This is a genomic window from Lysobacter sp. CCNWLW3 (assembly GCF_036697405.1).
Classification (GTDB): domain Bacteria; phylum Pseudomonadota; class Gammaproteobacteria; order Xanthomonadales; family Xanthomonadaceae; genus Lysobacter.
In genome coordinates this window covers 22,116-46,465 of record NZ_JBAHWA010000021.1, presented here as the reverse complement: position 1 = coordinate 46,465, position 24,350 = coordinate 22,116, and the positions used below count along the sequence as shown (strand labels likewise).

The 24,350-nt window shown below is 70.0% G+C and carries 18 protein-coding genes; 9 read left to right on the top strand and 9 right to left on the bottom strand.

The features are described from left to right. The first annotated feature begins 5 nt into the window (after positions 1-5). Positions 6-473, top strand: coding sequence for a hypothetical protein (locus V1318_RS19830; RefSeq protein ID WP_332941494.1), 468 nt, complete (start codon positions 6-8; stop codon positions 471-473). An 11-nt stretch (positions 474-484) separates the two neighbouring features. On the opposite strand, the gene V1318_RS19825 is transcribed toward V1318_RS19830, so the two are convergent. The 4 genes from V1318_RS19825 to V1318_RS19810 all read right to left on the bottom strand — a co-directional run bounded on the left by V1318_RS19825 (position 485) and on the right by V1318_RS19810 (position 4,861). Beyond that, a complete protein-coding gene (locus tag V1318_RS19825) occupies positions 485-1,087 on the bottom strand; it encodes a TlpA disulfide reductase family protein (protein ID WP_332941493.1) in 603 nt (200 codons plus the stop codon). Then, positions 1,087-3,534, bottom strand: a complete 2,448-nt coding sequence (gene dsbD / locus V1318_RS19820) for a protein-disulfide reductase DsbD (RefSeq protein ID WP_332941492.1) — start codon at positions 3,532-3,534, stop codon at positions 1,087-1,089. The genes V1318_RS19825 and dsbD overlap by 1 nt, the downstream gene beginning before the upstream one ends. Beyond that, positions 3,527-3,862, bottom strand: coding sequence for a divalent-cation tolerance protein CutA (gene cutA / locus V1318_RS19815; protein ID WP_332941491.1), 336 nt, complete (start codon positions 3,860-3,862; stop codon positions 3,527-3,529). The genes dsbD and cutA overlap by 8 nt, the downstream gene beginning before the upstream one ends. A 66-nt stretch (positions 3,863-3,928) precedes the next feature. Beyond that, on the bottom strand, positions 3,929-4,861 hold the full coding sequence (locus V1318_RS19810) for a LysR family transcriptional regulator (protein ID WP_332941490.1): 933 nt from the start codon (positions 4,859-4,861) through the stop codon (positions 3,929-3,931). Positions 4,862-4,954: 93 nt separating this feature from the next. Between V1318_RS19810 and V1318_RS19805 the strand changes: the two genes are divergently transcribed. The 3 genes from V1318_RS19805 (at position 4,955) to V1318_RS19795 (ending at position 9,670) form a co-directional block, all read left to right on the top strand. Next, complete coding sequence (locus tag V1318_RS19805) at positions 4,955-5,965, top strand: NAD(P)-dependent alcohol dehydrogenase (RefSeq protein WP_332941489.1); 1,011 nt, start codon at positions 4,955-4,957, stop codon at positions 5,963-5,965. Positions 5,966-6,383: 418 nt separating this feature from the next. Beyond that, positions 6,384-7,562 (top strand): hypothetical protein, encoded by a 1,179-nt coding sequence (locus V1318_RS19800; RefSeq protein WP_332941488.1) that lies wholly within the window; start codon positions 6,384-6,386, stop codon positions 7,560-7,562. Then, complete coding sequence (locus V1318_RS19795) at positions 7,562-9,670, top strand: WG repeat-containing protein (RefSeq protein ID WP_332941487.1); 2,109 nt, start codon at positions 7,562-7,564, stop codon at positions 9,668-9,670. Before V1318_RS19800 ends, V1318_RS19795 begins: the two co-directional genes overlap by 1 nt. 429 nt (positions 9,671-10,099) lie before the next feature. On the opposite strand, the gene V1318_RS19790 is transcribed toward V1318_RS19795, so the two are convergent. Both V1318_RS19790 and V1318_RS19785 read right to left on the bottom strand, forming a co-directional pair. Beyond that, positions 10,100-11,878 carry an endonuclease gene (locus V1318_RS19790; RefSeq protein WP_332941486.1) on the bottom strand — a complete coding sequence of 593 codons (1,779 nt, stop codon included), beginning with the start codon at positions 11,876-11,878 and terminating at the stop codon, positions 10,100-10,102. 85 nt (positions 11,879-11,963) lie between these two features. Further along, complete coding sequence (locus tag V1318_RS19785; protein ID WP_332941504.1) at positions 11,964-12,356, bottom strand: helix-turn-helix domain-containing protein; 393 nt, start codon at positions 12,354-12,356, stop codon at positions 11,964-11,966. 1,224 nt (positions 12,357-13,580) lie between these two features. On the opposite strand from V1318_RS19785, the gene V1318_RS19780 reads away from it, so the two are divergent. The 4 genes from V1318_RS19780 (at position 13,581) to V1318_RS19765 (ending at position 18,013) form a co-directional block, all read left to right on the top strand. Continuing rightward, the gene (locus tag V1318_RS19780) at positions 13,581-13,868 is read left to right on the top strand and encodes a co-chaperone GroES (RefSeq protein WP_056180300.1); all 288 of its coding nucleotides are present in this window, start codon (positions 13,581-13,583) and stop codon (positions 13,866-13,868) included. Between the two features lie 132 nt (positions 13,869-14,000). Continuing rightward, the gene (groL, locus tag V1318_RS19775) at positions 14,001-15,641 is read left to right on the top strand and encodes a chaperonin GroEL (RefSeq protein WP_091638274.1); all 1,641 of its coding nucleotides are present in this window, start codon (positions 14,001-14,003) and stop codon (positions 15,639-15,641) included. Between the two features lie 154 nt (positions 15,642-15,795). Continuing rightward, positions 15,796-17,676: an alpha/beta hydrolase gene (locus V1318_RS19770; protein WP_332941485.1), complete on the top strand. Its 1,881-nt coding sequence runs from the start codon at positions 15,796-15,798 to the stop codon at positions 17,674-17,676. Between the two features lie 10 nt (positions 17,677-17,686). Beyond that, positions 17,687-18,013, top strand: coding sequence for a hypothetical protein (locus V1318_RS19765; RefSeq protein WP_332941484.1), 327 nt, complete (start codon positions 17,687-17,689; stop codon positions 18,011-18,013). A gap of 89 nt (positions 18,014-18,102) precedes the next feature. Here V1318_RS19765 and V1318_RS19760 read toward each other — a convergent pair whose 3' ends face one another. From V1318_RS19760 to V1318_RS19750, 3 genes are all read right to left on the bottom strand, one after another. Next, a complete protein-coding gene (locus V1318_RS19760) occupies positions 18,103-20,112 on the bottom strand; it encodes a multicopper oxidase domain-containing protein (RefSeq protein ID WP_332941483.1) in 2,010 nt (669 codons plus the stop codon). 288 nt (positions 20,113-20,400) lie between these two features. After that, complete coding sequence (locus V1318_RS19755) at positions 20,401-21,834, bottom strand: XVIPCD domain-containing protein (protein WP_332941482.1); 1,434 nt, start codon at positions 21,832-21,834, stop codon at positions 20,401-20,403. A 16-nt stretch (positions 21,835-21,850) separates the two neighbouring features. Beyond that, complete coding sequence (locus tag V1318_RS19750) at positions 21,851-22,429, bottom strand: hypothetical protein (protein ID WP_332941481.1); 579 nt, start codon at positions 22,427-22,429, stop codon at positions 21,851-21,853. A gap of 222 nt (positions 22,430-22,651) precedes the next feature. Here V1318_RS19750 and V1318_RS19745 point away from each other — a divergent pair, with 222 nt between their 5' ends. After that, complete coding sequence (locus tag V1318_RS19745; RefSeq protein WP_332941480.1) at positions 22,652-24,256, top strand: FAD-dependent oxidoreductase; 1,605 nt, start codon at positions 22,652-22,654, stop codon at positions 24,254-24,256. Positions 24,257-24,350: the final 94 nt, after the last annotated feature.

Below are 24,350 nucleotides of genomic sequence, written 5' to 3'. Positions count from 1 at the left end.
TTGCGATGCGTCGCTGGCTGGGTTTGTTGTTGTGCTGGGGCCTGGCTCTGCCGGCCGGCGCCGCGCCGCCGCCGGCCGAGACGCCGGAAGGCCTGGTGCGCGCGTTCATGGCCGATTACCGGGACTGGAACGATCGCGCCTATCGGAGCACCGGGGCGCAGGGGACGACGGAGCGCAGCATGGCCGCGGTGCAGGCCGACTACGACCGCCTGCTGTCGCGCTATTGCCGCCCCGATTTCAAGGGCGAGCCGATCGCGTTCGGTTCCGAGGCCGACCACGACCCGGCGGTGGAGACCGTGCTGTCGGTGCATACCGATGGCGAGCGTTCGGTGGTCAAGACCCGCCACCGCCGGCGCGTCGCCGGGCTGCTGATGGAAGACGATTATGAGTACCGGCTCAGCCGCGAACGCGGCCGCTGGTATCTGGACCAGGTCTACTACGTCGACAGCGAAGGCAAGTACCCGGGCCTGTGACGCCGCGGCGCTCAGCGCGCCGAGCCGACCCAGGCCTCGAGTTCGCCGGGCTCGAACGGCCCGATCTTCTGCTTCAGCAGCCGGCCCTGGGCCGAGACCAGGGCGGTGTAGGGCAGCACGCCCTTGGGGTTGCCCAACTGCACGCCGGCGTCGCGCGGGCCGGCCTGGTCCAGCAGGATCGGATAACGCACCGGCACCCGGCGCAGGAACTCGCGCACCGAATCGGCATCGTCCAGGGCGATCCCGACCACCTGGGTGCCCGACGCGCCCTGGCTGGCGGCGTAACGGTCCAGTTCCGGCATCTCCTTGATGCAGGGCCCGCACCAGCTGGCCCAGAGATTGATCAGCACCGGCCGGCCCGGAAACGCCGAGGGCAGGCGCAGCGGTTTGCCGTCCAGGGCGGGCAGTTCGATCACCGGCACCGGCGCGCCGCGCGAGGCCACGACGAGGTCCTGCGGTGGCTTGGGCGCGGTCGAGGCGATCACGCCCTGCAGCACGCGCTGACCGGTCTCGGTGCGCAGCAGCGGGCCGGGGCCGTTGAGCCAGAGCCCGAGCCCGGCGCCGAGCACGCCGGCGATGCCGGCCACCAGCAGCACCTTCGCGGTCGAACCCATCAGCGCGCGCGCCGCACGCGTTCGACGAACTTGGGCGCTTCCTCGAAACCGAACAAACGCAGCTCGCGCCGCTCGGCGCCGCCGGCGTAATACAGGGTGGCCGGCGGGCCGTGGATGCCCAGGCGCTTCATCAGCGCCGCGTCGAGTTCGTCGTTGGCGGTCACGTCGGCCTTGAGCAGGACGAAGCCGGCCAGCGCCTCGTGCACCGAGGGCTCGGTGAAGGTGTACTTCTCCATCTCTTTGCAGGACACGCACCAGTCGGCGTAGAAATCCAGCATCAGCGGCTGGCCCGCGACCTGGGCCGCGGCGATTTCGCGATCGAGGTCGGCTACCGACTTGATGGTGCGGAACGGCAGTTCGCGATGCGCGGCGCCGCCGCCGCGCAGACCGGCCAGCGGCTGCAGCGGATCGCTGCTGCCGGCCAGGGCGCCGACGATCTGCGCGGCGCCGGTCAGGCCCAGCAGCAGCGCCGCCGTCCAGCCCAGCGCGCGCAAGCCGCCGTTGCCGCCGGCGCGGCTGGCGACCAGGCCGATCGCGGCGGCCGAGCCGAACAGCAGAGCGCCCCACAAGGCCAGCACGAACGGGCCGGGCAGGATCCGCGACAGCATCCACACCGCCAGGCCCAGGAACACGAAGCCGAACGCGCGCTGCACGCCGACCATCCATGGCCCGCTGGTCGGCACGCCCTTGCCGGCGGCGACGCCGAAGGCGAGCAGCGGCACGCCCATGCCCAGGGCCAGCAGGAACAAGGCCGCGCCGCCGAACCACTGGTCGCCGCTCTGGCCGATGTAGAGCATCGCCGCCGCCAGCGGCGGCGCCACGCAGGGGCCGACGATCAGCGAGGACAGCGCGCCCATCGCCGCCACGCCCAGCCAGGAGCCGCCGCGCTGGCGGTCGCTGAGGGTGCCCAGGCGATTGCGCAGCGCGGCCGGCATCTGCAGTTCGTAGAGGCCGAAGCTGGACAGCGCCAACAGCACGAACAGCAGCGAGAAGGCGGCGATCACCCACGGCGTCTGGAACAGGATCTGCAGATTGGCGCCGACGCTGGCCGCGATCACGCCGGCGATCGCGAACACCACTGCGTTGGCCAGTACGTACACCAGCGACAGCGAGAATGCGCGGCGCACGCCGATGCCGGGGCCGTGGCCGGCGATCAGGCCCGACAGGATCGGGATCATCGGCAGCACGCAGGGCGTGAACGACAGGCCCACGCCCATCGCCAGGAACACCAGCAGGGTGAACCAGCGGTTGGGGCCGGACAGGGCGGCGGCGAGCAGGCTGTCTTCGGCCTGATCGGGCGCGGCGCCCGCGGAGGCTTGGGCCGCGGCGGTGCCGGCGGCGGTCGAGGCCGGCGCGTCACTCGCCGGCGCTGTTCCGGCCGGCCGCGGCGTGGCATTGGCGTCGACGGCAGTGGCGGCGGTCGCGTCCGCTGCGGGCGTGACGATCTCCGCCACGGCGGTCGCGGCCACCGGCGTGATGGTGCCGCGCGGCAGGTCGATCGACACCTTGCGCGTCATCGGCGGATAGCAGATGCCGTCGGTCTGGCAGCCCATGAAGTTCGCGGTCAGCACGAACCTGGCGGCGTCCTCGCGCGTGCGCAGCAGCGGCAGCGGCACGTCGATCTGATCGAAGAACACCGTGACCTGGCCGAAGTGTTCGTCGCGGTGCGCGCTGCCGCGCGGCCATTGCGGCGCGCCCAGGGCGATGCCGGCCTTGTTCGCGGCGGCGTCGAGCTTGAACGAGGTCTTGTCGCGGTACAGGTAATAACCGCGCGCCGGGGTGAAGCGCAGCAGCAAAGTGTTGCCGTCGCCGGGGATGGCCTCGAAACCGAAGGCCTGTTCGGGCGGCAGCGGCAGCGCGTCGGCGCCGGCGGCGGCGCTGGGCGCGCTGCCGAGCAGGCCGCCGCCCAAGGGCGGCGCGCTGCGATTGCCGGCGTTGCCGAACGCGACCAGCGGCTCGTCCGCGCCCGCATCGGCGGCGGCGCCGGCGGCGCCGGGCAGGTTCAGGCTGAGGCTGCGCGTCTGCGGCGGATAGCAGATGCCGGCGTCGGCGCAGCCCTGGTACTTGATCTGCAGGGTGACGCGGCCGGCGCCGGCGCGGCCGGGCAGGGTCGCGCTCAGGGCCTTGCGGTAGGTCTCGACCTCGCCGAAGAACTCGTCCTTGTGCTTGTCGCCCTTGGGCAGTTGCAGCGCCTGCGCGGCGAACGCGGGGTCGGCCTTGACCGAGATGCGGTGCTTGTAGAGGTAATAGCCGTCGGCGATCTTCCAGCGCAACACGATGCGGTCGGCGGCGGCCGCGTCGGCGTCGAGCACGAAGGCCTGGTCGACCGGCAGCAGGTCGGACTCGTCGATGGCCGAGGCCGGGCCGGCCAGCGCCAGGCCGAGAGCGAGCGCAGCGGCGGCATAGCCGGCGCGCGCGCGCCGGAGCAAAACGTTCGGTTCAGTCATCGTCACGAGTCTGTTCGACCACCCAGTGCAGGTACTGGGGCAGGCCGCCGCAGGCTTCGACCGCGACAGCCTCCGGCAGTTCATAGGGATGCAGCGCGCGCAGCCGCTCGATCAGGGCGTCGAGGCGGTCGGCGCTGGTCTTGATCAGCAATTGCACCTCGTCCGCGCTTTCGACCGCGCCTTTCCAGCGGTAGGTCGAATGCAGGCCGGGCAACCGGCTCACGCAGGCCGCCAGCCGCTCGCCGACCAGCGCCTGCGCGATCGCGTCGGCGCTGGCGTTATCGGGGCAGCTGCTGAAGACCAGGCGGACGGGCGAGGGGGCGGGCATGAGGGGCGCAGTGTAATGCCCGCCCCTGGGCGCGGCGACCGTGGACCTCGCCACGCAGTGTTCCGCTCAACCGCCGGCGGCGCCGGCGAGCAGGCGCTGCCAGTGCGCGGGCCGGCCGATCGCCTCCTCCAGGAAGTCGATGAAGACCTCGACCTTGCGCGGCCGGTACTCGCGGCCCGGGTAGACGGCGTAGATGCCGATCGGGACCAGGCTCCAGTCCGGCAGCACCTCGCACAGGCGGCCGTCGGCGAGTTCCTGGGCGACGGCGAAGGTCGCCGTCTGCAGGATGCCGCCGCCGCTCAGCGCGGCGTCGACCAGGGGCGCGCCGTAGTTCGAGCGCAGGCGGCCGCGCACCGGCACCCGCAGGGTTTCGCGGCCGCGGTGGAATTCCCAGGTCGCGACGTCGCGGAACAGGGTGTAGTGCAGGCAGTCGTGGCCGACCAGTTCGCCGGGCGCGCGCGGCGCGCCGCGGCGGCGCAGGTAGTCGGGCGAGGCGACGAGGATGCGGCGGGTGTCGGCCAGCCGGCGCGCGACCAGGCGCGAGTCGTCGAGCGCACCGATGCGGATCGCCAGGTCGTAGCCCTCGCCGATCAGGTCGACGTAGCGGTCGTCGAACTGCGCGTCCAGGGCGATGCCGGGCCAGCGCTGCAGGAACGCCGGCAGGCGCGGCATCACGTACAGGCGGCCGAAGTTCATCGGCAGCGACACCCGCAGCTCGCCGCGCGGCTCGCCGGCCAGGTCGTGCACGCGCTCGGCCGCCGAGGCGATCTGGGCCAGGGCGGGCGCGATCTGCGCGTAATAGTCGCGGCCGGGTTCGGTCAGGCTGAGGCGGCGGGTCGAACGATTGAGCAGCTTGGCGCCCAGCCGGCTCTCCAGGGCGTGCAGGCGGCGGGTGATCGCGCCCGTGGTCACGCCGAGCTGGCGAGCGGCGGCGGTGAAGCTGCCCTGGGTGAGGATGGCCTCGAAGGCTTCGAGCTCGGAGTACAGGCCGCCCAGCATTATTGATCCTGGCTCAATGATGAGTTGATGGCCTGATCCTATATCCATGCCGGTTTCAACAATAGCCTGGGTCTCCCGATCCGGAGATACCCCATGGATGCCTATCAATTGCAGGGCCACCGCCTGGACAGCCTGCGCCGCGTGGATCTGCCCGAGCGCGCGCCGGGCCCCGGCGAGGTGCGCATCCGCACCGAAGCCGCCTCGATCAACTACCGCGACTACGCCCTGGCCAGCGGCCTCTACCAGCCCGAGCTGGCGCGCCCCTTCGTGCCGCTGTCCGATGGCGTCGGCCGGATCGAGGCCCTGGGCGAGGGCGTGAGCGGCCTGCGGCTGGGCCAGCGCGTGCTCGGCCACTACACCACCGCCTGGCTGGACGGCGGCTTCCGCTCCGAGAACCACGCCAGCAAGCTCGGCGGCCCGCGCGACGGCTGGCTGGCGCGCTCGATCGTGCTGCCGGCCACGGCGGTGCTGCCGGCGCCGGCCTTCCTCAGCGCGGCCCAGGCCGCGACCCTGCCGGTGTCTGGGCTGACCGCCTGGGCGGCCTTGCGCAAGCTCGAACTCGCGCCCGGCGCGCGCCTGCTGGTGCAGGGCAGCGGCAGCGTGTCGCTGATGGCGCTGCAACTGGCGGTGGCCGAAGGCGTGCAGGTGATCGCGACCAGTGCCGACCCGGCCAAGGGCGAGCGCCTGCGCGCGCTGGGCGCGAGCGCGGTGATCGACTACCGCCAACGCCCCGACCTGGCCGCGGCGGTGCGCGAACTCAGCGGCGGCCGTGGCGTCGACGGCATCGTCGACGTGGTCGGCGGCCCCGGCCTGGTCGAGCTGCTGCATGCGGCCGCCGACAACGCGCATATCGCGATCGTCGGCTTCCTCGGCGGCTTCGAGGTCGCCGGCAACCTGATCGCGCCGATCATGTCGCGCCAGCTCAACATCCACGGCGTCAGCGTCGGCAGCGCGCGCGACTTCGCCGACTTCCTGGCCGCGATCGAGCGCCACCGCATCGAGCCGGTGGTCGGCGAGGTGTTCGGCTTCGATGACGCGCCCGCCGCGATCGCCTCGGTCGCGCGGCAGCGCGCGCTGGGCAAGCCGGTGATCGTGTTCGATTGATCCCGGTTGAGGCGCAGCGATAACGAAGCTTGCGTGGGCTGCAAATTCACAGCAGGAAGCATCGTGTAGCGCCGACTCAAGGATCGGACGACGCCCAGACGGTCGAAGGTCTCGCGAGCGCGACGAGCCATCCGTGTAGGAGCGGCGCGAGCCGCGACCGCGTCGTATCCGAAGTGGCGCGGTCGCGACTCGCGTCGCTCCTGCCCAGAGCTGGCAGAGCGATGGGCCCGATGTTTCGCCGAGCTGCCGAACCCTCACTTGTAGGAGCGGCGTAAGCCGCAACCGCGTCGTATCCGAAGCGTCGTGGTCGCGACTCGCGTCGCGCCTACCCCGAAGCCAAGCGCTGCCCGCATCGCCGAACCCGCCCGCCGCCGCGTTATCCTTGCGCCTGGATGTTCGCCGCAGCACAGGATTCCGCATGGCATGGCTTCAGGGACGATGGTGGTTTTCGCTTTGCCTGCTCGCAGGCAGCGCGTCCGCGGCGGAGCGGCCGCAGTGGCTGCCCTTCATGGGCGGCGAGGAAAGCCAGGCGCATGCGATCCATCTGGCGGTGCTGAAGCAGCGCCCGGACGGATTGCTGGAATCGGCCAGCCGCTACCCGCGCACCTCCGCGGCCGGTTGGACCGCCGAGCAGAACGAGCGCGGCTGGTACGAATACCTCGAGCGCCTGGTCGACTGCGAGACCGGGCTGCACGTCGATACCGCGCTGTCCCTGCTCGATAAAGACAGCCGCCCGGTCGCGCGTCGCGAAACCAGCCGCGACGATCAGTTGCAGCAGATCGCGCTGACCCGGTCCGACGTCGCCCAACATCGCTGGCCCGGTCACAGCGAAATCTGGATGGCCTGCGCGGCCGGCCGCGATCCCGCGGTCGGTGCCGACGTGCGTTCGGCGATGATCGAGAACGAAGGCCGCTACGCCTACGACTACCAGGCGATCGGCGATGCGCCGCCGCCCGACGGCGACGGCCTGTTCGCGCGCCTGCGCGCACAGTACGAGGCCGAACTGGCGCGCTACTCGCTGCCCTCGCTGGCGCCCGCGGGCAAGCCGGCGGCGGCGTTCAAGGGCGAACGCTGGGCGACCGTCGGCAACGAAACCCAGCCCTGGGACCTGGCCGGCCTGCGCCATCGCGGCGCCGGCATCGTCGAGGCCTCGCAGCGGGCGGGCTACGACCCGCGCCGCCCGCCCGAAATGCCCGAAGACGCGGACGTGCGCGTCGACTACAGGATCGACTGCCGCAACGGCCTGATCGTGCCGGTGACCAAGGCCTACTACGCGCCCGGCAGCGAACGCTTGCTGCAGCGCGTCTCCACGCCGGTGTTCGACACCCTGAACTCGCTGTCGAGCCAGGCGCAGTGGGGCGGCGACGCCTGGACGCCGTGGCTGGGGCCGCAGCTGCCCGGCCCGGCGGCCATGCTGTGCACCGCCGCGGCCGCGCGCTGCAACGGCGGCGCGCCGCGGGCCCTGGCTTCGGTGTTCGAGATCGATCCGGAATCCCTGCCGCCCGCCACCGGCGCGCCCTTGTTGCTGGCGGCGCGCGCGCGCTGGCTTGCGCATCGCGACGGCTTCGTTCCTTCCTGCCCGATCGGAGCACCTTGATGCGCATTCGCCCCTTGCTGCTGGCCGGCGCACTGTCGCTGGCGGCCTTCGCCGCCGCCGCGCAGGAAACGCCGCTGCAGATATTCACTGTCAAGAACGTACTGACGAACTGGAGCGGCGACGGCCTGCGCGACGCCCAGGGCCGGGTGGTGCTGGTGCCGGCGGGCAAGCTCACCGCGCTGGGCAACGGCGGCTACCTGGCGCAACGCGGTGGCCGGCACTGGCTGTACGACGCGCGCGGCGCACGCATCGCCGGCCCCTACGACGATCTCGATGCGGTCGATCCGGCGCTGGACGCCTTGATCGTCGGCGTCGGTGGCAGTCCGGTGCTGGGCGGCGACGGCGGCCTGATCGACGGCCGCGGCCAGGAGCTGATGGCGCCGGTGTACAAGGATTTCCGTTACCTGCGCGGCACCCAGCTGTTCTCGTTCGAGCAGGCGCGGCGCTGGGGCCTGGCCGACGCGCGCGGCCGGATCGTGGTCAAGCCGACCCTGGACGGCGTCAGCGACGCGCCGGGGGCGGTGCTGGTCAACGATGCCGGCCAACAGGGCCTGATCGACCGCAGCGGCCGCTACGTGGTGCCGCTGGGCGAACACACCGTGTCGTCGCTCAACGACGGCAGCGGCGAGGCTTCGGGCTATTTCGCCGTGTGCGATAGCACCGGCACGACCTGCCGCGGCGTCGACGCCGCCGGCCGGCCGATCTTCGGCGGCCGCAGTTTCTCCGCCGCGATCTTCTATCGCGACCTGTCGCGCTGGGTGATCACCGCGGCGCCCGATCAGGAAGCGACGACGGTCGCGGCCGACGCGCCGGTCGCGGTCGGCATCGCGATCACGCCGCGCCGGTTCCTCACCGACGAGCAGGGCCGCACCCTGGCGACCTTCGACTGCGAATACCTGTCCCGCATCGGCGGCCTGTTCCGCGCCGCGCGCGCGACCGGCGAAGCGGGCGACTGCGCCTGGGGCCTGGTCGATCGCGACGGCCAATGGCGCGCGCCGGCGCGCTACGACTGGATCGAGCCGGTCGCCAACGCCTGGGGCGTCAAGGCCGACACGCCGGCGGCCAAGGCCGACGAGTATGCGGTCGCCCTGGAGGGCGAGGACCGCGAGCGCCGCTACGGCGTGCTCGCCGCCGACGGCAGCGAAATCCTGCCGCCGCGTTACGCGCAGATCTACAACCGTTATCCGGAGCTGGGCCTGTACCTGGTGCGGCAGGGCGACAAGATCGGCCTGGTCGATCGCCAGGGCCGTTGGCGCGTGGAGCCCAGCTACAGCGAGGTCGCGCCGAACTCCAGCCTGCCGCTGCCGTATCTGATGTTGAGCCTGCGCGACGACGACGGCGACGGCCCGCAACGCGAGCGCTACGCGATCATCGACCTGCGCAGCGGCCAGCCGATGTTCGCCGGCGACTACGAGTACCTGAGCGTCGAATACGACTTCCGCTGGGAAAAGCTCGGCCTGCCCTGGGAAGAGTTCGGCGTGGTGGTGGCCGAGCGCGGCGGCAAGTACGGCGTGCTCGACCTGCAGGGGCGCGTGGTCCTGCCCTTCGACTACGACAACCTGCAAGGCCTGGACACCTGGGGCCGACTGCAGCCGATGCGCAAGGAGCGCGAGCTGCCCGTGGTCTCCGGCCTGGGGCCGCAGCGCAGCGCGCGTCTGCAGGAAGCGCTGTCGCGCCAGCTGCGCGCCGAGCCGGCGCCGCACGCCAGCGAGGCGGCGCCGTACGCTGGCCGTTACGTGCCCGCCGACTACCGCACGGCCGAGCAGGTGCGCGCGGCGGTCGCGTCGGGCCGCTTGTCGCGCGCGTTCGCGCCGATGCTGTTGCTGGACCAGGACGCGGCGATCATCGACCTGGGCATGATCGTCGACAAGAAGCGCCCGGACCTGGAGTTCCTCGAGTACTACTGCCCGCGCGACGACGGCTTCGACCTGCTGTTGCCGCTGTCGGCCCTGGCCGAGGAGGCCTGTCCGGATCCGGACGCGCCGAAGCTGGAGTTCCGTGCGAGTGCGGGTTCGGACGATGCCTGGGATTGCGGCAATTGCGCGGCGAAGGGCTTGCCGACACGCTGGGTGCGCACCGATCCGGCGGCGGACGCGACGATGCCCTGAGCGGCCGGCGCCCGCTCGCGGCGGCGCGGAATCGAGCCGTGCATGCCGCGTCGAACCCAGCTATCGCGCGAGAGCGACCGGCTCGCCTTGTAGGAGCGGCGCAAGCCGCGACCACGCAGCGGCCGAAGTGTCGCGGTCGCGGACTCAAGCCGCTCCTACCCCGAAGCCGACGCAGCGGTGGGTGTGCGCATAGTGGAACGGGTCACTTGCCTGATCAGCTAGTCGACCCCTCCGTGTGGGAGCGGCGTAAGCCGCGATCGCGCCACTCCGGATAGGACGCAGATCGCGGCTTACGCCGCTCCCACAGGAAGCCGGCCGCTGCGCCGGACCGCCGCCACCGGAATCGGGCGGCGACGGTGGAGGCGACATCCACACAAACGAACGCCCGCATTGCGCGGGCGTTCGTCGTACCGACGGCGATATCGCCGATTACGGAATCAGCTGGCAGCTCGGCGGCTTGCTGGACGTGAACAGCGAGGCGCTGGCCCACTCCGGATGATCGATGAAGGGATTGCGGTTGCCCTGGAAGCTGAAGATCACTTCGTTGCGGGCCTGCTCGGCGGCGTCCGGCGGATCCTGGGTGTGCCAGGCCAGCAGCGTGCTCAGCAGGCCCATGTAGGCCGGCGAGGACGAGGTGATCACGATCTTGCTGCGGTCGTCGGTGAGCTCCAGGTCCGGCTCGCCCTGGCCGGTGACCGGATGGGTGCCGCCTTCGTAGCGGATCGCCATGTACAGCACCGCGCGCGCCATGTTGCCCTTCATGTGGCCCCAGACCTGGAACGAGCCGGCGTTGCCGTCGGGCGTCTTGACCCAGTTGGAATTGCCCGGGTACACGCCGCTACCGCCGCCGTAGCCGGCGTTGGCCTCGGTGATGCGCTCGCCGCAGCCGCTGGCCAGGCTGCAGTCCGCGTAGGGCTTGTTGCCGCGGTCGGCGTTCCAGGTCGCGTCGGTCAGGTACAGCATGTGGGTGTCGGTGTAGGGCGCGTAGGGCAGGCCGAGGTTGCCGGTGGTGCTGCCGAAGCCCAGCGAGTTCGGCCAGGTGTGCTCGCGGTTGTACTTCAGGCCGCTGCCGCTGCCCGCGCGGTCGGTGACCTTGAGGTAGCTGCGGTTGCGATAGGCGTCGAGGATGCGGCCGGAGTTGTTCGGGTCCTCGTCGGCGATCTCCAGGATGCTCCAGGTGTTGGTGGTGCCGCCGCTGTACGGATACACCGTGTGGCCCTTGATGGTCTCGTGCAGCGAGCAGCGCAGCTGGCTGGCGCTGCTGGTGTTGACGTGGGCGTAGTAACCGCCGCCGCCCCCGCCGCTGGCGACCGTGAAATTGACCACGGTGTTGGCGGACGGATGCGCGCCGCCGCTGTCGCTGACCTGGGAGGCGACCACGGTGTAGGTGCAGCTCTCGCCGGCGAACAGGGCGGTGCCGGTGGAGGCGGTGAAGCTGCTGCCGCTGGACGGATAGGTCAGGGCGACCGCGCCGGACTGCGCGCACTGCAGGGTCAGCGCGCCGCTGGCCAGGGTCACCGCTTCGCTGAAGCTCACCGCCAGATCGCCGGCGGCCGGGAAACTGTTGCTGCCGTTGGCCGGCGTGGTCGAGGTCACGCTCGGCGCCGGGTTCGGCGTCGAGAAGGTCTGGCCGGCATTGCAGGCGCCGAAGCTCTGCGTGGCCGAGGCCTGCCAGCTGAAGTTGGCGTAGCTGCTGCCGCTGCCGGACAGGCGCAGCGAGGTGCCGGCCGGCGTCGAACCGCTTTCCGAGACCGGCAGGTTGGTGCTGGTCATGCCGGCGGCCGGGCCGCTGGAGGCGGTGATCGCGCCTTCGTAGCTCAGGAACTGGACCACGTTGCCGCTGCCGTCGACCAGCGCGAAGCCGTCGTTGCTGCCGTTCTGGATGCCGTTGGTGGGATAGCTCAGCACGCCGATGCGCACGCTGCCGCCGCAGGACACCAGGCTGCCGGCGGGCAGCAGATCGTTGTCGTAGCTGGTGGCGGCCGACGGGGTCGAGCCGTTGTAGAGATAGATGCGGTAGTTGCTGAGGGTTTCGCCGGCGGTGGCGACCACCTCGATCTTCTCGCCGACGTCGCCGCTGGAAGTGGCGTCGTCGTAATGGAATTCGTTGATGAAGACGGCGGCCGGCGCGGCGGTGGGCAGCGCGGCGGCCATCAGCAGGCTCAGGCAGGACAGGCTCAGACAGGAACGGCGTAAGGACAACGACATCGGGCGACTCCCTTTCCCCAGGTAGTCGCCCGAGTCTAGTCGGCCTTTGTGACATCGTCTGCCGCAGCGCAGCAGGCGGCGCGGCTCACAACACCACGCGCGCGCCCTTGGTGAGGGTGGCGCGCGGTCGCCCGGTGCGCAGCTCGGCCAGCTGTTCGGCGATTTCCACCAGCGGGGCCTTGGACTTGGTCGGGGTGTCGCGGAAGGCGACGATCAGGCGCAGCTCCAGCGGGTCGTCGACCAGCAGCGCCTCGGCCGCGGCCACCGAATCCATTTCGGTGTCGGCCGACAGGTTCATCTTGCCGCGCCCGGTCGCCAGCCATTCGAACTGCACGCCGGTGATCAGCGCGACCTCGCGCAAATGCGAGACGCTGGGGAACTTGCCCTGCGCGCTTTCCCAGTGTCCGACCGCGCTACGCTGCACGCCGACGGCCGAACCCAGGGCCGCTTGCGACATGCCGGCGTGGCGCCGGGCCAGGCGAATCCGTTGTTTGAGGGGTCATCCTTGAGCTCCTTGATTAGGGTTTTTGCCTACAAAATAGCCATTTGCTACCAAAAGTCACTAGGCGACCAATAGAGAGAGGACCTTGTGTGCTTTCGGTAGCAATATGAGCCTGATAGGCGGTTACAAGTCAATGGTGGCGGCATTCGTCCTTTCAGGATGCCACCAGGAGTCGGCAGATTTTGCGACCGGGCACCTAGAAAATGTGACTGAGAGTGAACACCATCCACTCACGCCAACAAGGATGTCGGCAAACGACACGAGGTCGGTTCGGGGGAAGGGGCGCAGGACGCGCCATGCTGAGGACGGCCATCTCCGCACCAAAGAGCGCGTTCCACGGGACGCGCTCTTTCTTTTGGGCGATGCGAATGCACCGCGGCACGATTCGCATCGCGTTCCGGCGGCGAGCCGGGCGTAGCTTGCGCAGGCATCGTCTCGCGCTGGAGCTATCGCGCGGGCTTCGGATGTTCCTGCAGGAGCGACGCGAGTCGCGACCGCGCCGCTTCGGCTACCACGCAATCGCGGCTCACGCCGCTCCCACAGGGAGAGCGGTCGTCGTGCGCGCGACGCGGTCGTTCCGTCCGCGCGTCGCCTCATTCTTGCGCCCAGGCTTCGCGGTGCCCCTGCAGGAGCGACGCGAGTCGCGACCGCGCCGCTTCGGCTACCGCGCAATCGCGGCTTACGCCGCTCCCACAGGGAGAGCGGTCGCCGTGCGCGCGACGCGGTCGTTCCGTCCGCGCGTCGCCTCATTCTTGCGCCCAGGCTTCGGATGTTCCTGCAGGAGCGACGCGAGTCGCGACCGCGTAGCTCCGGCTACGACGTGGTCGCGGCTCGCGCCGCTCCTACACGGATGGGCCGTCATGTCCGCGCGCACGGCGGGATCGTGCTTGCCATAGGGCGGGCGGCGCGTCCGGCTGTCGACTCGTCATGGCCTGGTCGCCCCCAGGCCCCCCGCCTTGCACCACGCCGCGGCGACCCCATCCGGTCTTCCGGACCGCGGCCTTCCCTGCTCTCCCGGGCCTGGCCGCGACCGTCCGGCGGCCAAGTCGCCCCCGGCGCTTGAAAAGCCCCGCCGCCGCCCCATCTCCTGGCTATCCCGGTTCGCCGGGCGTTTTTTGCCCCCGGCATTGGCACTCCGCCGGGGCGACTGCTAAAATTCACGTTCTTTCTCCACCCATTCAGTCACTTACAGAGGTCGCCATGAATCTCAAGCCGCTTTACGACCGCGTTGTGGTCAAGCCGATCGAAGCCGACGAAGTCTCCGCCGGCGGCATCATCATCCCCGACGCCGCCAAGGAAAAATCGACCAAGGGCGAAGTCGTCGCCGTCGGCGAAGGCAAGGCCCTGGACAACGGCAGCCTGCGCGCGCCGAAGCTCAAGGTCGGCGACAAGGTCATCTACGGCCAGTACTCGGGCAGCTCCTACAAGCAGGACGGCATCGAATACAAGATCCTCAAGGAAGACGACGTCCTCGCGATCGTCGGCTAAGCGAGCCGGGAATCGGGAATGGGGAATCGGGAGTCGTCAAAGCGCTTGCGCTGACGTTCCCGCCCGTACCGATTCCGCCGCTTCTGCTTTTCCTATTCCCGATTCCCCATTCCCGATTCCCGGAGTTTCACCATGGCTGCTAAAGAAATTCGTTTCGGTGAGGACGCTCGCGCCAAGATGGTGCGCGGCGTCAACGTGCTCGCCAATGCCGTAAAGGCCACCCTCGGCCCGAAGGGCCGTAACGTCGTGCTCGAGAAGAGCTTCGGCGCGCCGACGATCACCAAGGACGGCGTGTCCGTCGCCAAGGAGATCGAGCTGGCCGACAAGTTCGAGAACATGGGCGCGCAGATGGTCAAGGAAGTCGCTTCCAAGACCTCCGACAACGCCGGCGACGGCACCACCACCGCGACCGTGCTGGCCCAGGCGCTGATCCGCGAGGGCATGAAGGCGGTCGCCGCCGGCATGAACCCGATGGACCTCAAGCGCGGCATCGACAAGGCCGTTGTCGGCGCCGTCGAAGAGCTGAAGAAGATCTCCAAGCCGTCCTCGACCAGCAAGGAAATCGCCCAGGTCGGCGCGATCTCGGCCAACTCCGACGCCGACATCGGCGATCTGATCGCCCAGGCGATGGACAAGGTCGGCAAGGAAGGCGTGATCACCGTCGAAGACGGTTCGGGCCTGGAGAACGAGCTGGACGTGGTCGAGGGCATGCAGTTCGACCGCGGCTACCTGTCGCCGTATTTCATCAACAACCAGCAGTCGATGTCGGCCGAGCTGGACGACCCGTTCGTGCTGCTGTACGACAAGAAGATCTCCAACGTGCGCGACCTGCTGCCGGTGCTGGAAGGCGTCGCCAAGGCCGGTAAGCCGCTGCTGATCGTCGCCGAGGAAGTCGAAGGCGAAGCGCTGGCGACCCTGGTGGTCAACACCATCCGCGGCATCGTCAAGGTCTGCGCCGTCAAGGCGCCGGGCTTCGGCGACCGTCGCAAGGCGATGCTGGAAGACATGGCCGTGCTGACCGGCGGCACCGTGATCTCCGAGGAAGTCGGCCTGCAGCTCGAGAAGGCCACGATCAAGGATCTGGGCCGCGCCAAGAAGGTGCAGGTCTCCAAGGAGAACACCACCATCATCGACGGCGCCGGCGACGGCGATTCGATCCAGGCCCGCATCAAGCAGATCAAGGCCCAGATCGAAGAGACCTCGTCGGACTACGACCGCGAGAAGCTGCAGGAGCGCGTGGCCAAGCTGGCCGGCGGCGTTGCGGTGATCAAGGTCGGCGCTTCGACCGAGATCGAGATGAAGGAAAAGAAGGCACGCGTGGAAGACGCGCTGCACGCCACCCGCGCTGCCGTGGAAGAGGGCATCGTCCCGGGCGGCGGCGTCGCGCTGCTGCGCGCCAAGGCCGCGATCGCCGGCCTGAAGGGCGCCAACGAAGACCAGAACCACGGCATCCAGATCGCCCTGCGCGCGATGGAAGCCCCGCTGCGCGAGATCGTCACCAACGCCGGCGAAGAGCCCTCCGTCATCCTCAACAAGGTGCAGGAAGGTTCGGGCGCGTTCGGTTACAACGCCGCCAACGGCGAGTACGGCGACATGCTCGAGTTCGGCATCCTGGACCCGACCAAGGTCACCCGCACCGCGCTGCAGAACGCGGCTTCGATCGCCGGCCTGATGATCACGACCGAAGCGATGGTCGCCGAGCTGCCGAAGAAGGACGAGCCGGCGATGCCGGGCGGCGGCGGCATGGGCGGCATGGGCGGCATGGATTTCTGATCCGGCTCCAACCGCGTCATCCGGAAAGGCCCGCCTCGTGCGGGCCTTTCTTTTGGGCGCGATACGCTTACCGCCGGGCGCGCAACAGCGGACAATGGCGGCCTGATCCAGCAACGGAGGCGGGATGCGATCCAGCCGGCGGTACTTGCAAACGATGGTGCTGACCCTGGCCTGGCTGCTGCTCAGCGGCTGCGCGGTGGTCTCGGTCAAGCAGCACCAGGCCGACGACGTCGCGATCGCGCGTCGCGCCGACGTGCTCAGCAGCGGCAAGCTCAGCGCCGACACCGCCACCACGCTGGCCGCGGTCGGGCTGGACCATGGCGCCTGCACGCGCGAGCCCGATCCCTGCATCGTCCAGATGCGCGGCGCCGCGCCGGTCGAGGCCTGGCTGGCCGCGTCGGCGGAGCTGCAGCTGGCGCGCCTGCAGGCGGACAAGGAGGCGCAGCCGGCCGCCTCGCCGCTGCGCACGCGCCTGGCCACCGAGGCCGCGCGGCTGTCCTACGCCTACCTGTTCTTGACCCCGCGCACGCCCGAGCAGCGCGTGTTCGAGTCGCGCCAGCAACGCGTGCTGGCGATCTACAACCGCGCGGTCGAACTGCTGGCCCAGGCCACCTTCGAAAGCAGCCGCGCCCAGGGCGGCGTCGGCAGCTCGCCGGTGCGGGTCGGCGAGTTCGAGACCACGGTCGCGCTGCACGGCTTCGAGGCCAGTCAGCTCAACCAGCAGCCCGACGAATTGCTGGCCTCCGACACCCTGGGCTTCGACAACCTGCGCGCGGTCTACCGGCGCGATGGTTTCGGCACCAGCCTGGTGGCGGTGTTTCCGCGGCCGCAGCGCGATCCCGAGCAGGCCCAGGTCGCCTACCGCGACACCCGCTACCTGCCGGTCACGGTGACCGTGCGCTTCCCGGGCGAGGACCTGGACGCGGTGCTGGCCAGCCGCGAGCTGCGCCTGGACGCCTACAACCCCTACCGGATCGACAGCGAGACCATCGCCGGCCGCACCGTGCCGCTGGCGGCGAATTTCTCGGCCGCCTACGGCGTGTGGCTGGCGCGTTCGGAGCTGGCCAAGCTGAGCCTGGAGAGCCTGCTCAAGCCGCGCCAGAGCGCCTCGTTCCGGCCGCGCGTCTACCTCAACCAGCCCTACGATCCGAACAAGCGCGTGATCATCCTGGTGCATGGCCTGGCCAGCAGCCCGGAGGCCTGGGTCAACCTGGCCAACGAATTGCTGGGCGACGACGACCTGCGCGATCGCTACCAGGTCTGGCAGGTGTTCTATCCGACCAACCTGGGCCTGCTGGCGAGCCGGCAGTCGATCGACGCCGCGCTGCAGGAAACCTTCCGCCACTACGACCCCGAGGGCGACGCCGCCGCCAGTCGCGACGCGGTCCTGGTCGGGCACAGCATGGGCGGGGTGATCGCGCGCCTGCTGGTCAGCGACAGCGGCGAGCGCGTGCTGGACGCGACCACCGCCAGCTTCGCGCCCGCGCAGGCCAAGCGCCTGCGCGAAGAGCCGCTGGTGCGCGGGCTGACCGTGTTCGCGCCGATGCCGCAGGTCGGGCGCGTGGTGTTCCTGGCCTCGCCGCATCGCGGCGCGGGCGTCGCCGACGGCTGGGCCCTGCGCATGGTGCGCAAGCTGATCGGGCTGCCGTTCGAGGTGCTGCGCGAGACCGCCGAGCTGGCGCGGCGCGCCAACGTCGACGAGCAGGCGATGCAGCGGATCGGTTTCCACAAGGGCCGGCCGCCGACCGGGCCGGACGATCTGAGCCCGACCTCGTGGTTCATGAAGGTGACCCAGAGCGTGGCGATCGAGCCGGGCCTGCCCTTCCACACCATCGTCGGTCGCAAGGATCCGGCCGTGCCGATGGCGCAGTCCAGCGACGGCTACGTGCCCTACGCCAGCGCGCATCTGGACGGCGCGGTCTCTGAAGTGGCGATCACCTCCGGCCACAGCGTGCAGGAGACCCCGCAGGCGATCATCGAGCTGCGCCGGATCCTGCGCGAGGACGAGCGCGCGCACGACGGACGCAGCCCTTAGGCGCGCAGGCATGGCCGCCGAATTCCTGGTGCGTTTCGTCGACGGCGACTGGTACCGCCGCCATCGCCAATGCGTCGAGGCGCGGATCGCGCAGCTGCCGAGTTTCCGCCGTCGCCAGGGCGGCGCGTTCTGGCTCAAGGGGCCGGAGGGCGCCGACGACGCCAAGGCCTGGCCCTACGACGTGCGCCTGTTCGTCGATGCTCCGCAGCATCTGTTTCTGGAAATCGGCGCGCGCCCCGCGAGCGTGCAAGCCGATCTGATCGCGCTGCTGGCCTGGATCCGTGGCCGGACCGCCATCGTCTGCGAGGACGAGGACGGGGAGCCCGTCGGCTGGTAGCGCATCGCGGGCCTGCGCGCCCGCCGCCTGCGCATACGAAAACCCCGCCATGCCGGCGGGGTTTTCGTTCGAACGCTGCTGCGCCCGCCTCAATGGTGGCTGTCGCCGACCCCGCCGCCCTTGCCGTCGGGCACCAGCACGCGCACGTTCTGCATCATGCCCTGGTCCTCGTGCTCGAGGATGTGGCAGTGCAGGACGTACTCGCCGATGTAGCGCTGGTAGCGGCTGCGCACGTACACCCGGTAGCCCTTCTTGACGAACAGGGTGTCCTTCCACACGCCCTTGGTGTTGGCGTACTGCGGGTCGTTCTTCTCGCCGCTGACGCTGACGTCCTGGCCCTGCGGGTCGAGGATGCGCGAGACCTGGAACGGATTGACGTGGATGTGGAACGGGTGGCCGCCCAGGTCCGAACGCAGCTCCCATTCCTCGACGTCGCCCAGCACCAGATCGCGCGACTTGTTCGGGTCGTAGGGGTGGCCGTCGACCATGTACACGTTCGGGGTCACGCTGCCGTCGATGTTGAACACCAGGCTCTGCTTGCCGCTGAGTTCGCCGTCGGCGATGTCCGGGTGCGGCACGAACGCGTCCAGGCGCAGGCCGTCGCGCAGCGCGGCGACTATGCCGGCGCGCTGATCGGCCGGCATCTGGGTTTCGGCGGCCGCGACCAGGCGATCGGTCAGGTAGGGCAGCAACTGCGCGATCGGCGCGCCGCTGCCCGCGGCCACGTCGGCCACGCCCAGCAGCTGGCGGTCCTCGGCGGCGTTGAGGATGCTGGCGGAGGCCGGTGCGGCGGCGTCGATCACGCAGTACTGGCCGGCCTTGGGAAACACCACCAAGGCATCGCTGCGGTAGCCCGGTTGCAGCACGTTCTCGGCCTTCTCGATCGCGCGCGCGTGGCTGAGGCCGTCGGCCGCCACTTCGAACTGCGTGACCACCGGGCCGGTGCAGTTGCGCGCCACCCAGTTGTCGAGCGCGGTGCCGGACAGGCCTTCCATGCTGGTGGGGTTGGCGCGCAGTTCGCGCAGCTGCAGGTTGATGGTGTCGCGCACGCCCGCGTGCAGCAGGCGCCAGCGTTCGATGCGGCCGGCGACCAGGCCGGTGAAGGTCGGCAGCACGTCGCCGTTGATGCTGGTGTGGCGGCCGGACTGGACCCAGGTGTCGATCTTGGCGCCGGGTGCGAAACCGAACTGGTCGTAGCCCTCGATGTCGCCGACGTCGCCCGGATCGCAGATCCAGGCCACGGTCTCGCCGGCGGCGTTCTTCTGGACCTTGATCTTGCCGGTGGCCTTGTCGCGGCAGGCGTAGGCGACCTGCTGGAATAGCAGCAGGCGCTCGGGCAGGGCGCTGCCGTCGGGATCGCGCAGCAGGGTGTCGAGGTCGCCGGTGCGGCCGGCTGCGGGCAGGCGATTGCCGCGCACCAGCAGGGCGCCTGCCATGCCGCTGGACACCTGCAGCGCCGTCGAGCCGTGCAGGTGCGGGTGGTACCAGTAGGTGCCGGCCGGATGGTCGGCGGGCAGGTTGTACTCGTACTCGAACTTCACCCCGGGGCGCAGCGTCAGCAGCACGTTGTCGCTGTTGCCGGTGGGGCTGACCCACAGCCCATGCGAGTGCAGGTTGGTCGAATTGAAGCAGTGCGGGATGTTGATGTTCTGGTGCGCGCAGTCCGTCTGCGCGGGCAGGTCGTTGTGCAAGCGGATGCGCACGGTCTCGCCGGGCGAGGTCACGATGGTCGGGGCCACGAACGGCACGTCCGGGTTGGTGCCCGGGCTGTGGTAGGAGCGCAGGTTGACCTCGTCGTAGCGTTGGCTTTCCGGATTCCAGATCTTCGAGCGGGTGTAGGCGATGCGCAGGTCCAGCGTGGCCTCGTGCGTGTCCAGCGGCCGCGCGCCGGCCGGGGTCAGGCTCAGCAGGGGCTTGCTGTCGTCGGCCGAGCGCTGCATGCGCGCCAGTACCGGCTGGTCGAGGTCGCGCGGTTCGGCGTCTTGCGCCATCAGCGGCAGGGCGAGCAGGCAGAGCAAGGGGAGGGCTGCGGCGGCGAGCGGGCGAGATGCCGGCGCGCGATAAAGACCCGGAGTCGAGTCCAGGGAGGTGCGTTCCATGCTTATTGCTCCTGATGGCGGAGTGGGATGTGCCATCCGAGCATATAGCCGGCTGTGAACGCGCGCACCGGCGGGGGTGACGGCACGTTTGCGTGCGCAAGCGTGTTGCGGCGCCGCAATCGATGCCGCGGCGCAGGTCCGGAATCGCAGGTTCGCCGAGCACTTACGCGCGGGCGCATCGCGCGCGGGCGAGGTCGGGCGAGCGGAAACCGACAGGGAACGCGCGTGCGCGCGTCCCCGCCGCGCCGACCGCCGATGCCGTGGCACCGACGGACGGTCGCCACCGTCTTACATCGACGGCGCCTGGCGCTGCTCCTTCGGCGGCGCCGGTTGGGCCGGGGTCTGGCCCTGGTTGAGCGCATCGAGTTGGCGGAAGGATTCCTCCGCCGACGGCGCCTTGTCGGTCGGCACGCCGACGCGCACATGGGCCGGATCGGTGAGCCCGCCCTGGACCAGGAACGCGGTCTTGCCGACTTCCTTGGTCACCGGGTCGACGCTGAGGGCGACGTGGTCGGGGCTGGTGATGCCGTTGCGCTTGCCTTCCACGGTCATGCCGGCGGCGATGCGGTCGAGTTCGCCCTCGGACATGCTGCGGCCGTGGCGCGCGAACTCGCCCTCGACCTTTTCGCGGATGCCCGAGAACAGCTTGTGGTCGGCATGCTCGCTGCTGCGCGGATCGACCCGGATATGCGAGTGCGTGTCCTGCAACAGCGCTTCCAGCGGCGAGTTGATCGGCACCGCGGTGTGGGTGGTCTTGGTGTGATCGAAATTGCCGGCCTTGGGCGTGCTGGTGCTGATGTCGACATACGGCTGGCGGCCGGCCGAGTTGGCGCCCAGGTCGATGCCGTTCTGCTCCATCAGGCTTTCGTTGAGCTTGAGCTGGGTCATGTTCAGATGCACCGCCGGCTTGCTGCCGTCGGCGGTCTTGCCGTGCGCGTGCTCGAGTTGGCTGATGAAGCTGACGTAGCTGGCGCCGTAGTAGTTGGCGTAGTCGGAATTGCCGTTGTGGCCCAGTCGCGCCTGCGATCCGGGCATGTCGAAGTAGTACTTGCCCATCGCCTTGATGTTGTCGGCGCTCTGGGCCATCGACAGGTCGGCGCCGACGGTCAGGTCGGGCTTCATCGCATAGGTGAAGTTGGGCGCGGTGCCGCTGCGGTTGATGAAATCGCCGGCGCGGCCGGGCGACTTCAGATAGACGTCCTCGAGCGTGGCCGTGGGCTTGGTCTGGCGCACGTTGCCGACCAGCGCGTTCCAGCCGGCGATGTGGGCCTTGGCCTCGTCGTCGCGGTTGGTCTGGATCATCCTGCCGACGATGCCGGTGTAGTCGTGCACCGCGGCCGGGCTCTTGGCCATCGCGGTGGCGTCGGTGGCGAAGGTCGCCAGCGCGGTGGTGCGATCGGTGCGGAAGAAACCGTGCTGCACTTCGTGGCCGAGCACGAAGGTCATGTTGCCGGCGTCGTAGCTGCCTCCGGGCGCCTTCTCCAGGCCCTTGATCGGCAGCAGCATGGTCTGGTCGCCGCTGCGGTAGGCGCCGCCCGCGTGCGGATCGGTGAGCGCGCCGAAGGACTTGAGGTGGCCGTCCTTGACGGCGTCGTTGAGCTGCGAGGTCAGGGCGGGCGAACCGTCGATGGTCGCCTTGAGGTTGGTCACCGCCTCGGCGCTGACGCCGGTCTGCTTGCCGAAGTCGTCGATGAGCTTCTGCAGTTCCGTGCTGATGGGCATGTCGGGACTCCTTCCCTTATTCGACCGTGATCATCTTCACGCAGTGGTGGGTGGCCTTCTCGGGGCTCGCATCGGACTCGCCTTCGACGTAGACCTGCAGCGACAGCGACGGACGCTGGAAGCGCCAATGGTCGACCCGACCGTGTTCGCCGTAGCTCACGCTGTCCTGGAAACCCATGCCCTTGAGCGCTTCGGCGTACTGCTTGAAGTCGACTCCGCAGATCGCGCTCATCGGCGCGTTGCCGTCGCCGGTGCGCGAGAAGTCGAAGATCAGCTTGTTCTTGTCTTCGCCGGCCGGCTTGGTCACGTACAGGTTGTAGGACCAGTCGGGCGTGAGCTGGGCGCCGGTGCCGAACGAGTCGGGGCGGCCCGCCGCGCGCTGGATGGCCAGGCCGGTCTGCTGTTCGATGTATTCGGGGGTGAGCTGATCGCTGGACTTGAGTCCCTCGATCAGCTTCAGCACGCGCCGGCTGACTTCGTCGCCGGTCAGCTGGGGATTGGCGGTGGTGCTCATGGGTTCCTCCTTGAGGGTGGTCTTGTCGGTCGGCTCGCCCTGCGACACATGCGCGCAGGCGGCCAGGGCGAGGCTGCCCAAAGGCAGCGCACACCAGGTGCGTAGGGAAGCGAAGAGGGATCTGCTGCGGGGCGGCGGCATGGCGTCTGCTTCCTCCTTGGACGCTAGGGGCTTCCCAGTTATAGAACATGCGTTGACCCCTAACAACGACAGAACCGTGTCGTCCAGGACAGCGAAAACCGTCTCTGGCCTGAAGCCGATCCGGCCTGCGTTGCCTGTCCAGGACCCGCCGAGGAAGCGCCCATGGCCCGCACGCCCCTGTACTCCTTATTGCGTCGCGCGGCCCGGATCGCGCGCGCGTCCCTGCATACGCCGCAGCCGGTGGACGAGCTGCAGCAGTTCGCTCAGGAACGCCGCACCGACCTGCGCCGCCGCCGCCTGTTGCAGGGCGCCGGCGCCGGCCTGGTGCTGGCGGGTTGCGCGCAGGCGCCGCCGCGCGCGTTGACCGCGCCGGGCGAGGAAGTGGTGGTGATCGGCGCCGGCATCGCCGGCCTCACCGCGGCCTGGCGGCTGCGCCAGGCCGGCGTGCGGGTGCGGGTGTTCGAGGCGCAGGGCCGGGTCGGTGGGCGCATGCACAGCCTGCGCGATCATTTTCCGGACGGCCAGGTGATCGAGCTCGGCGGCGAGCTGATCGACAGCAACCACACGCGCATCCGCGCCCTGGCCGGCGAGCTCGGCCTGAGCCTGGACGACCTGCTCGACGGCGACAGCGGCGCCGACCGCTGGTACTTCGACGGCCGCCGCATCGGCGAGCGCGAACTGGTCGAGGCCTTCGTGCCGGTCGCGGCCCTGATCGAGCGCGAGCTCGCGCGCCTGGGCGAAGGCGACATCACCTACCGCGACGCCCAGGGCGCGCAGGCGCTGGACGCGCTGTCGATCGCGCAATGGCTGGACGCCCACCAGGTCGGCGGCTGGCTGCGCAAGCTGATCGACGTGGCCTACACCACCGAGATGGGCCTGGAGATCGAACAGCAGTCGGCGCTGAACCTGCTGACCTTCATCGGCACCGGCGACGACGCCTTCTCGGTGTTCGGCGAAAGCGACGAGCGCTACCACGTGCGCGGCGGCAACGACCTGATCGTGCGCGGGCTGGGCGCCAAACTCGAGGACGCGGTCGAGACCGGGCAGGTGCTGGAGTCGGTGCGTGCCGAAAGCCGCGGCGGCTACACGCTGTCCTTGCGCAGCGGCGCCGGTTCGCGCCGGGTGTTCGCCAGGCAGGTGGTGCTGGCGCTGCCGTTCACCTTGCTGCGCCAGGTCGCGATCCAGGCCGAGCTGCCGCCGGTCAAACGCCGCGCGATCGACACCCTGGCCTACGGCAGCAACGCCAAGCTGATGATCGGCTACGACCGCCGGGTCTGGCGCGAGCACGGCGCCAACGGCGCCTCGATGAGCGATCTGAGCTATCAGACCAGCTGGGAGACCTCGCGCAAGCAGGCCGGCGCGGGCGGCGTGCTGACCAACTTCACCGGCGGCCGGCACGGCATCGAGCTCGGCCAGGGCAGCGCGCGCGCCCAGGCCGACGCCGCGACCGCGGCGCTGGAACGGGTGTTCCCGGGGCTGAGCCAGGCCCGCGCCGGCGCGCGCGAAGTGCGCTTCCATTGGCCCAGCCATCCCTGGGCCCTGGGCAGCTACGCCTGCCTGCGTCCGGGCGACTGGACCGGGCTGCGCGGGGCGATGGGCGAATCGGTCGGCGGCCTGCATTTCGCCGGCGAACACTGCGCGCTGGACACCCAGGGCTTCATGGAAGGCGGCTGCGAATCGGGCGAAACCGCGGCGCGCGCGGTCCTGGCGCAGCTGCGTCTGAGCGAGTTCCGGCGCGGTGCGCGCCCTATTCAGGTAACTGCCTGAAAACCGGGGCTTTTTGAACTGGCGGGTATCGTTTTGCAGTGCAGCGTGCAAAGGGGATAACGTTTCCTTCACGATCGCCCCGCATCCCGACGTG

Excerpts from the sequence above, each read along its gene's own strand:
- V1318_RS19830 (WP_332941494.1), top strand. The coding sequence starts at position 6 with ATGCGTCGCTGGCTGGGTTTGTTGTTGTGCTGGGGCCTGGCTCTGCCG.
- V1318_RS19825 (WP_332941493.1), bottom strand. The coding sequence starts at position 1,087 with ATGGGTTCGACCGCGAAGGTGCTGCTGGTGGCCGGCATCGCCGGCGTG.
- dsbD (WP_332941492.1), bottom strand. The coding sequence starts at position 3,534 with ATGACTGAACCGAACGTTTTGCTCCGGCGCGCGCGCGCCGGCTATGCC.
- cutA (WP_332941491.1), bottom strand. The coding sequence starts at position 3,862 with ATGCCCGCCCCCTCGCCCGTCCGCCTGGTCTTCAGCAGCTGCCCCGAT.
- V1318_RS19810 (WP_332941490.1), bottom strand. The coding sequence starts at position 4,861 with ATGCTGGGCGGCCTGTACTCCGAGCTCGAAGCCTTCGAGGCCATCCTC.
- V1318_RS19805 (WP_332941489.1), top strand. The coding sequence starts at position 4,955 with ATGGATGCCTATCAATTGCAGGGCCACCGCCTGGACAGCCTGCGCCGC.
- V1318_RS19800 (WP_332941488.1), top strand. The coding sequence starts at position 6,384 with ATGGCATGGCTTCAGGGACGATGGTGGTTTTCGCTTTGCCTGCTCGCA.
- V1318_RS19795 (WP_332941487.1), top strand. The coding sequence starts at position 7,562 with ATGCGCATTCGCCCCTTGCTGCTGGCCGGCGCACTGTCGCTGGCGGCC.
- V1318_RS19790 (WP_332941486.1), bottom strand. The coding sequence starts at position 11,878 with ATGTCGTTGTCCTTACGCCGTTCCTGTCTGAGCCTGTCCTGCCTGAGC.
- V1318_RS19780 (WP_056180300.1), top strand. The coding sequence starts at position 13,581 with ATGAATCTCAAGCCGCTTTACGACCGCGTTGTGGTCAAGCCGATCGAA.
- groL (WP_091638274.1), top strand. The coding sequence starts at position 14,001 with ATGGCTGCTAAAGAAATTCGTTTCGGTGAGGACGCTCGCGCCAAGATG.
- V1318_RS19770 (WP_332941485.1), top strand. The coding sequence starts at position 15,796 with ATGGTGCTGACCCTGGCCTGGCTGCTGCTCAGCGGCTGCGCGGTGGTC.
- V1318_RS19765 (WP_332941484.1), top strand. The coding sequence starts at position 17,687 with ATGGCCGCCGAATTCCTGGTGCGTTTCGTCGACGGCGACTGGTACCGC.
- V1318_RS19760 (WP_332941483.1), bottom strand. The coding sequence starts at position 20,112 with ATGGAACGCACCTCCCTGGACTCGACTCCGGGTCTTTATCGCGCGCCG.
- V1318_RS19755 (WP_332941482.1), bottom strand. The coding sequence starts at position 21,834 with ATGCCCATCAGCACGGAACTGCAGAAGCTCATCGACGACTTCGGCAAG.
- V1318_RS19745 (WP_332941480.1), top strand. The coding sequence starts at position 22,652 with ATGGCCCGCACGCCCCTGTACTCCTTATTGCGTCGCGCGGCCCGGATC.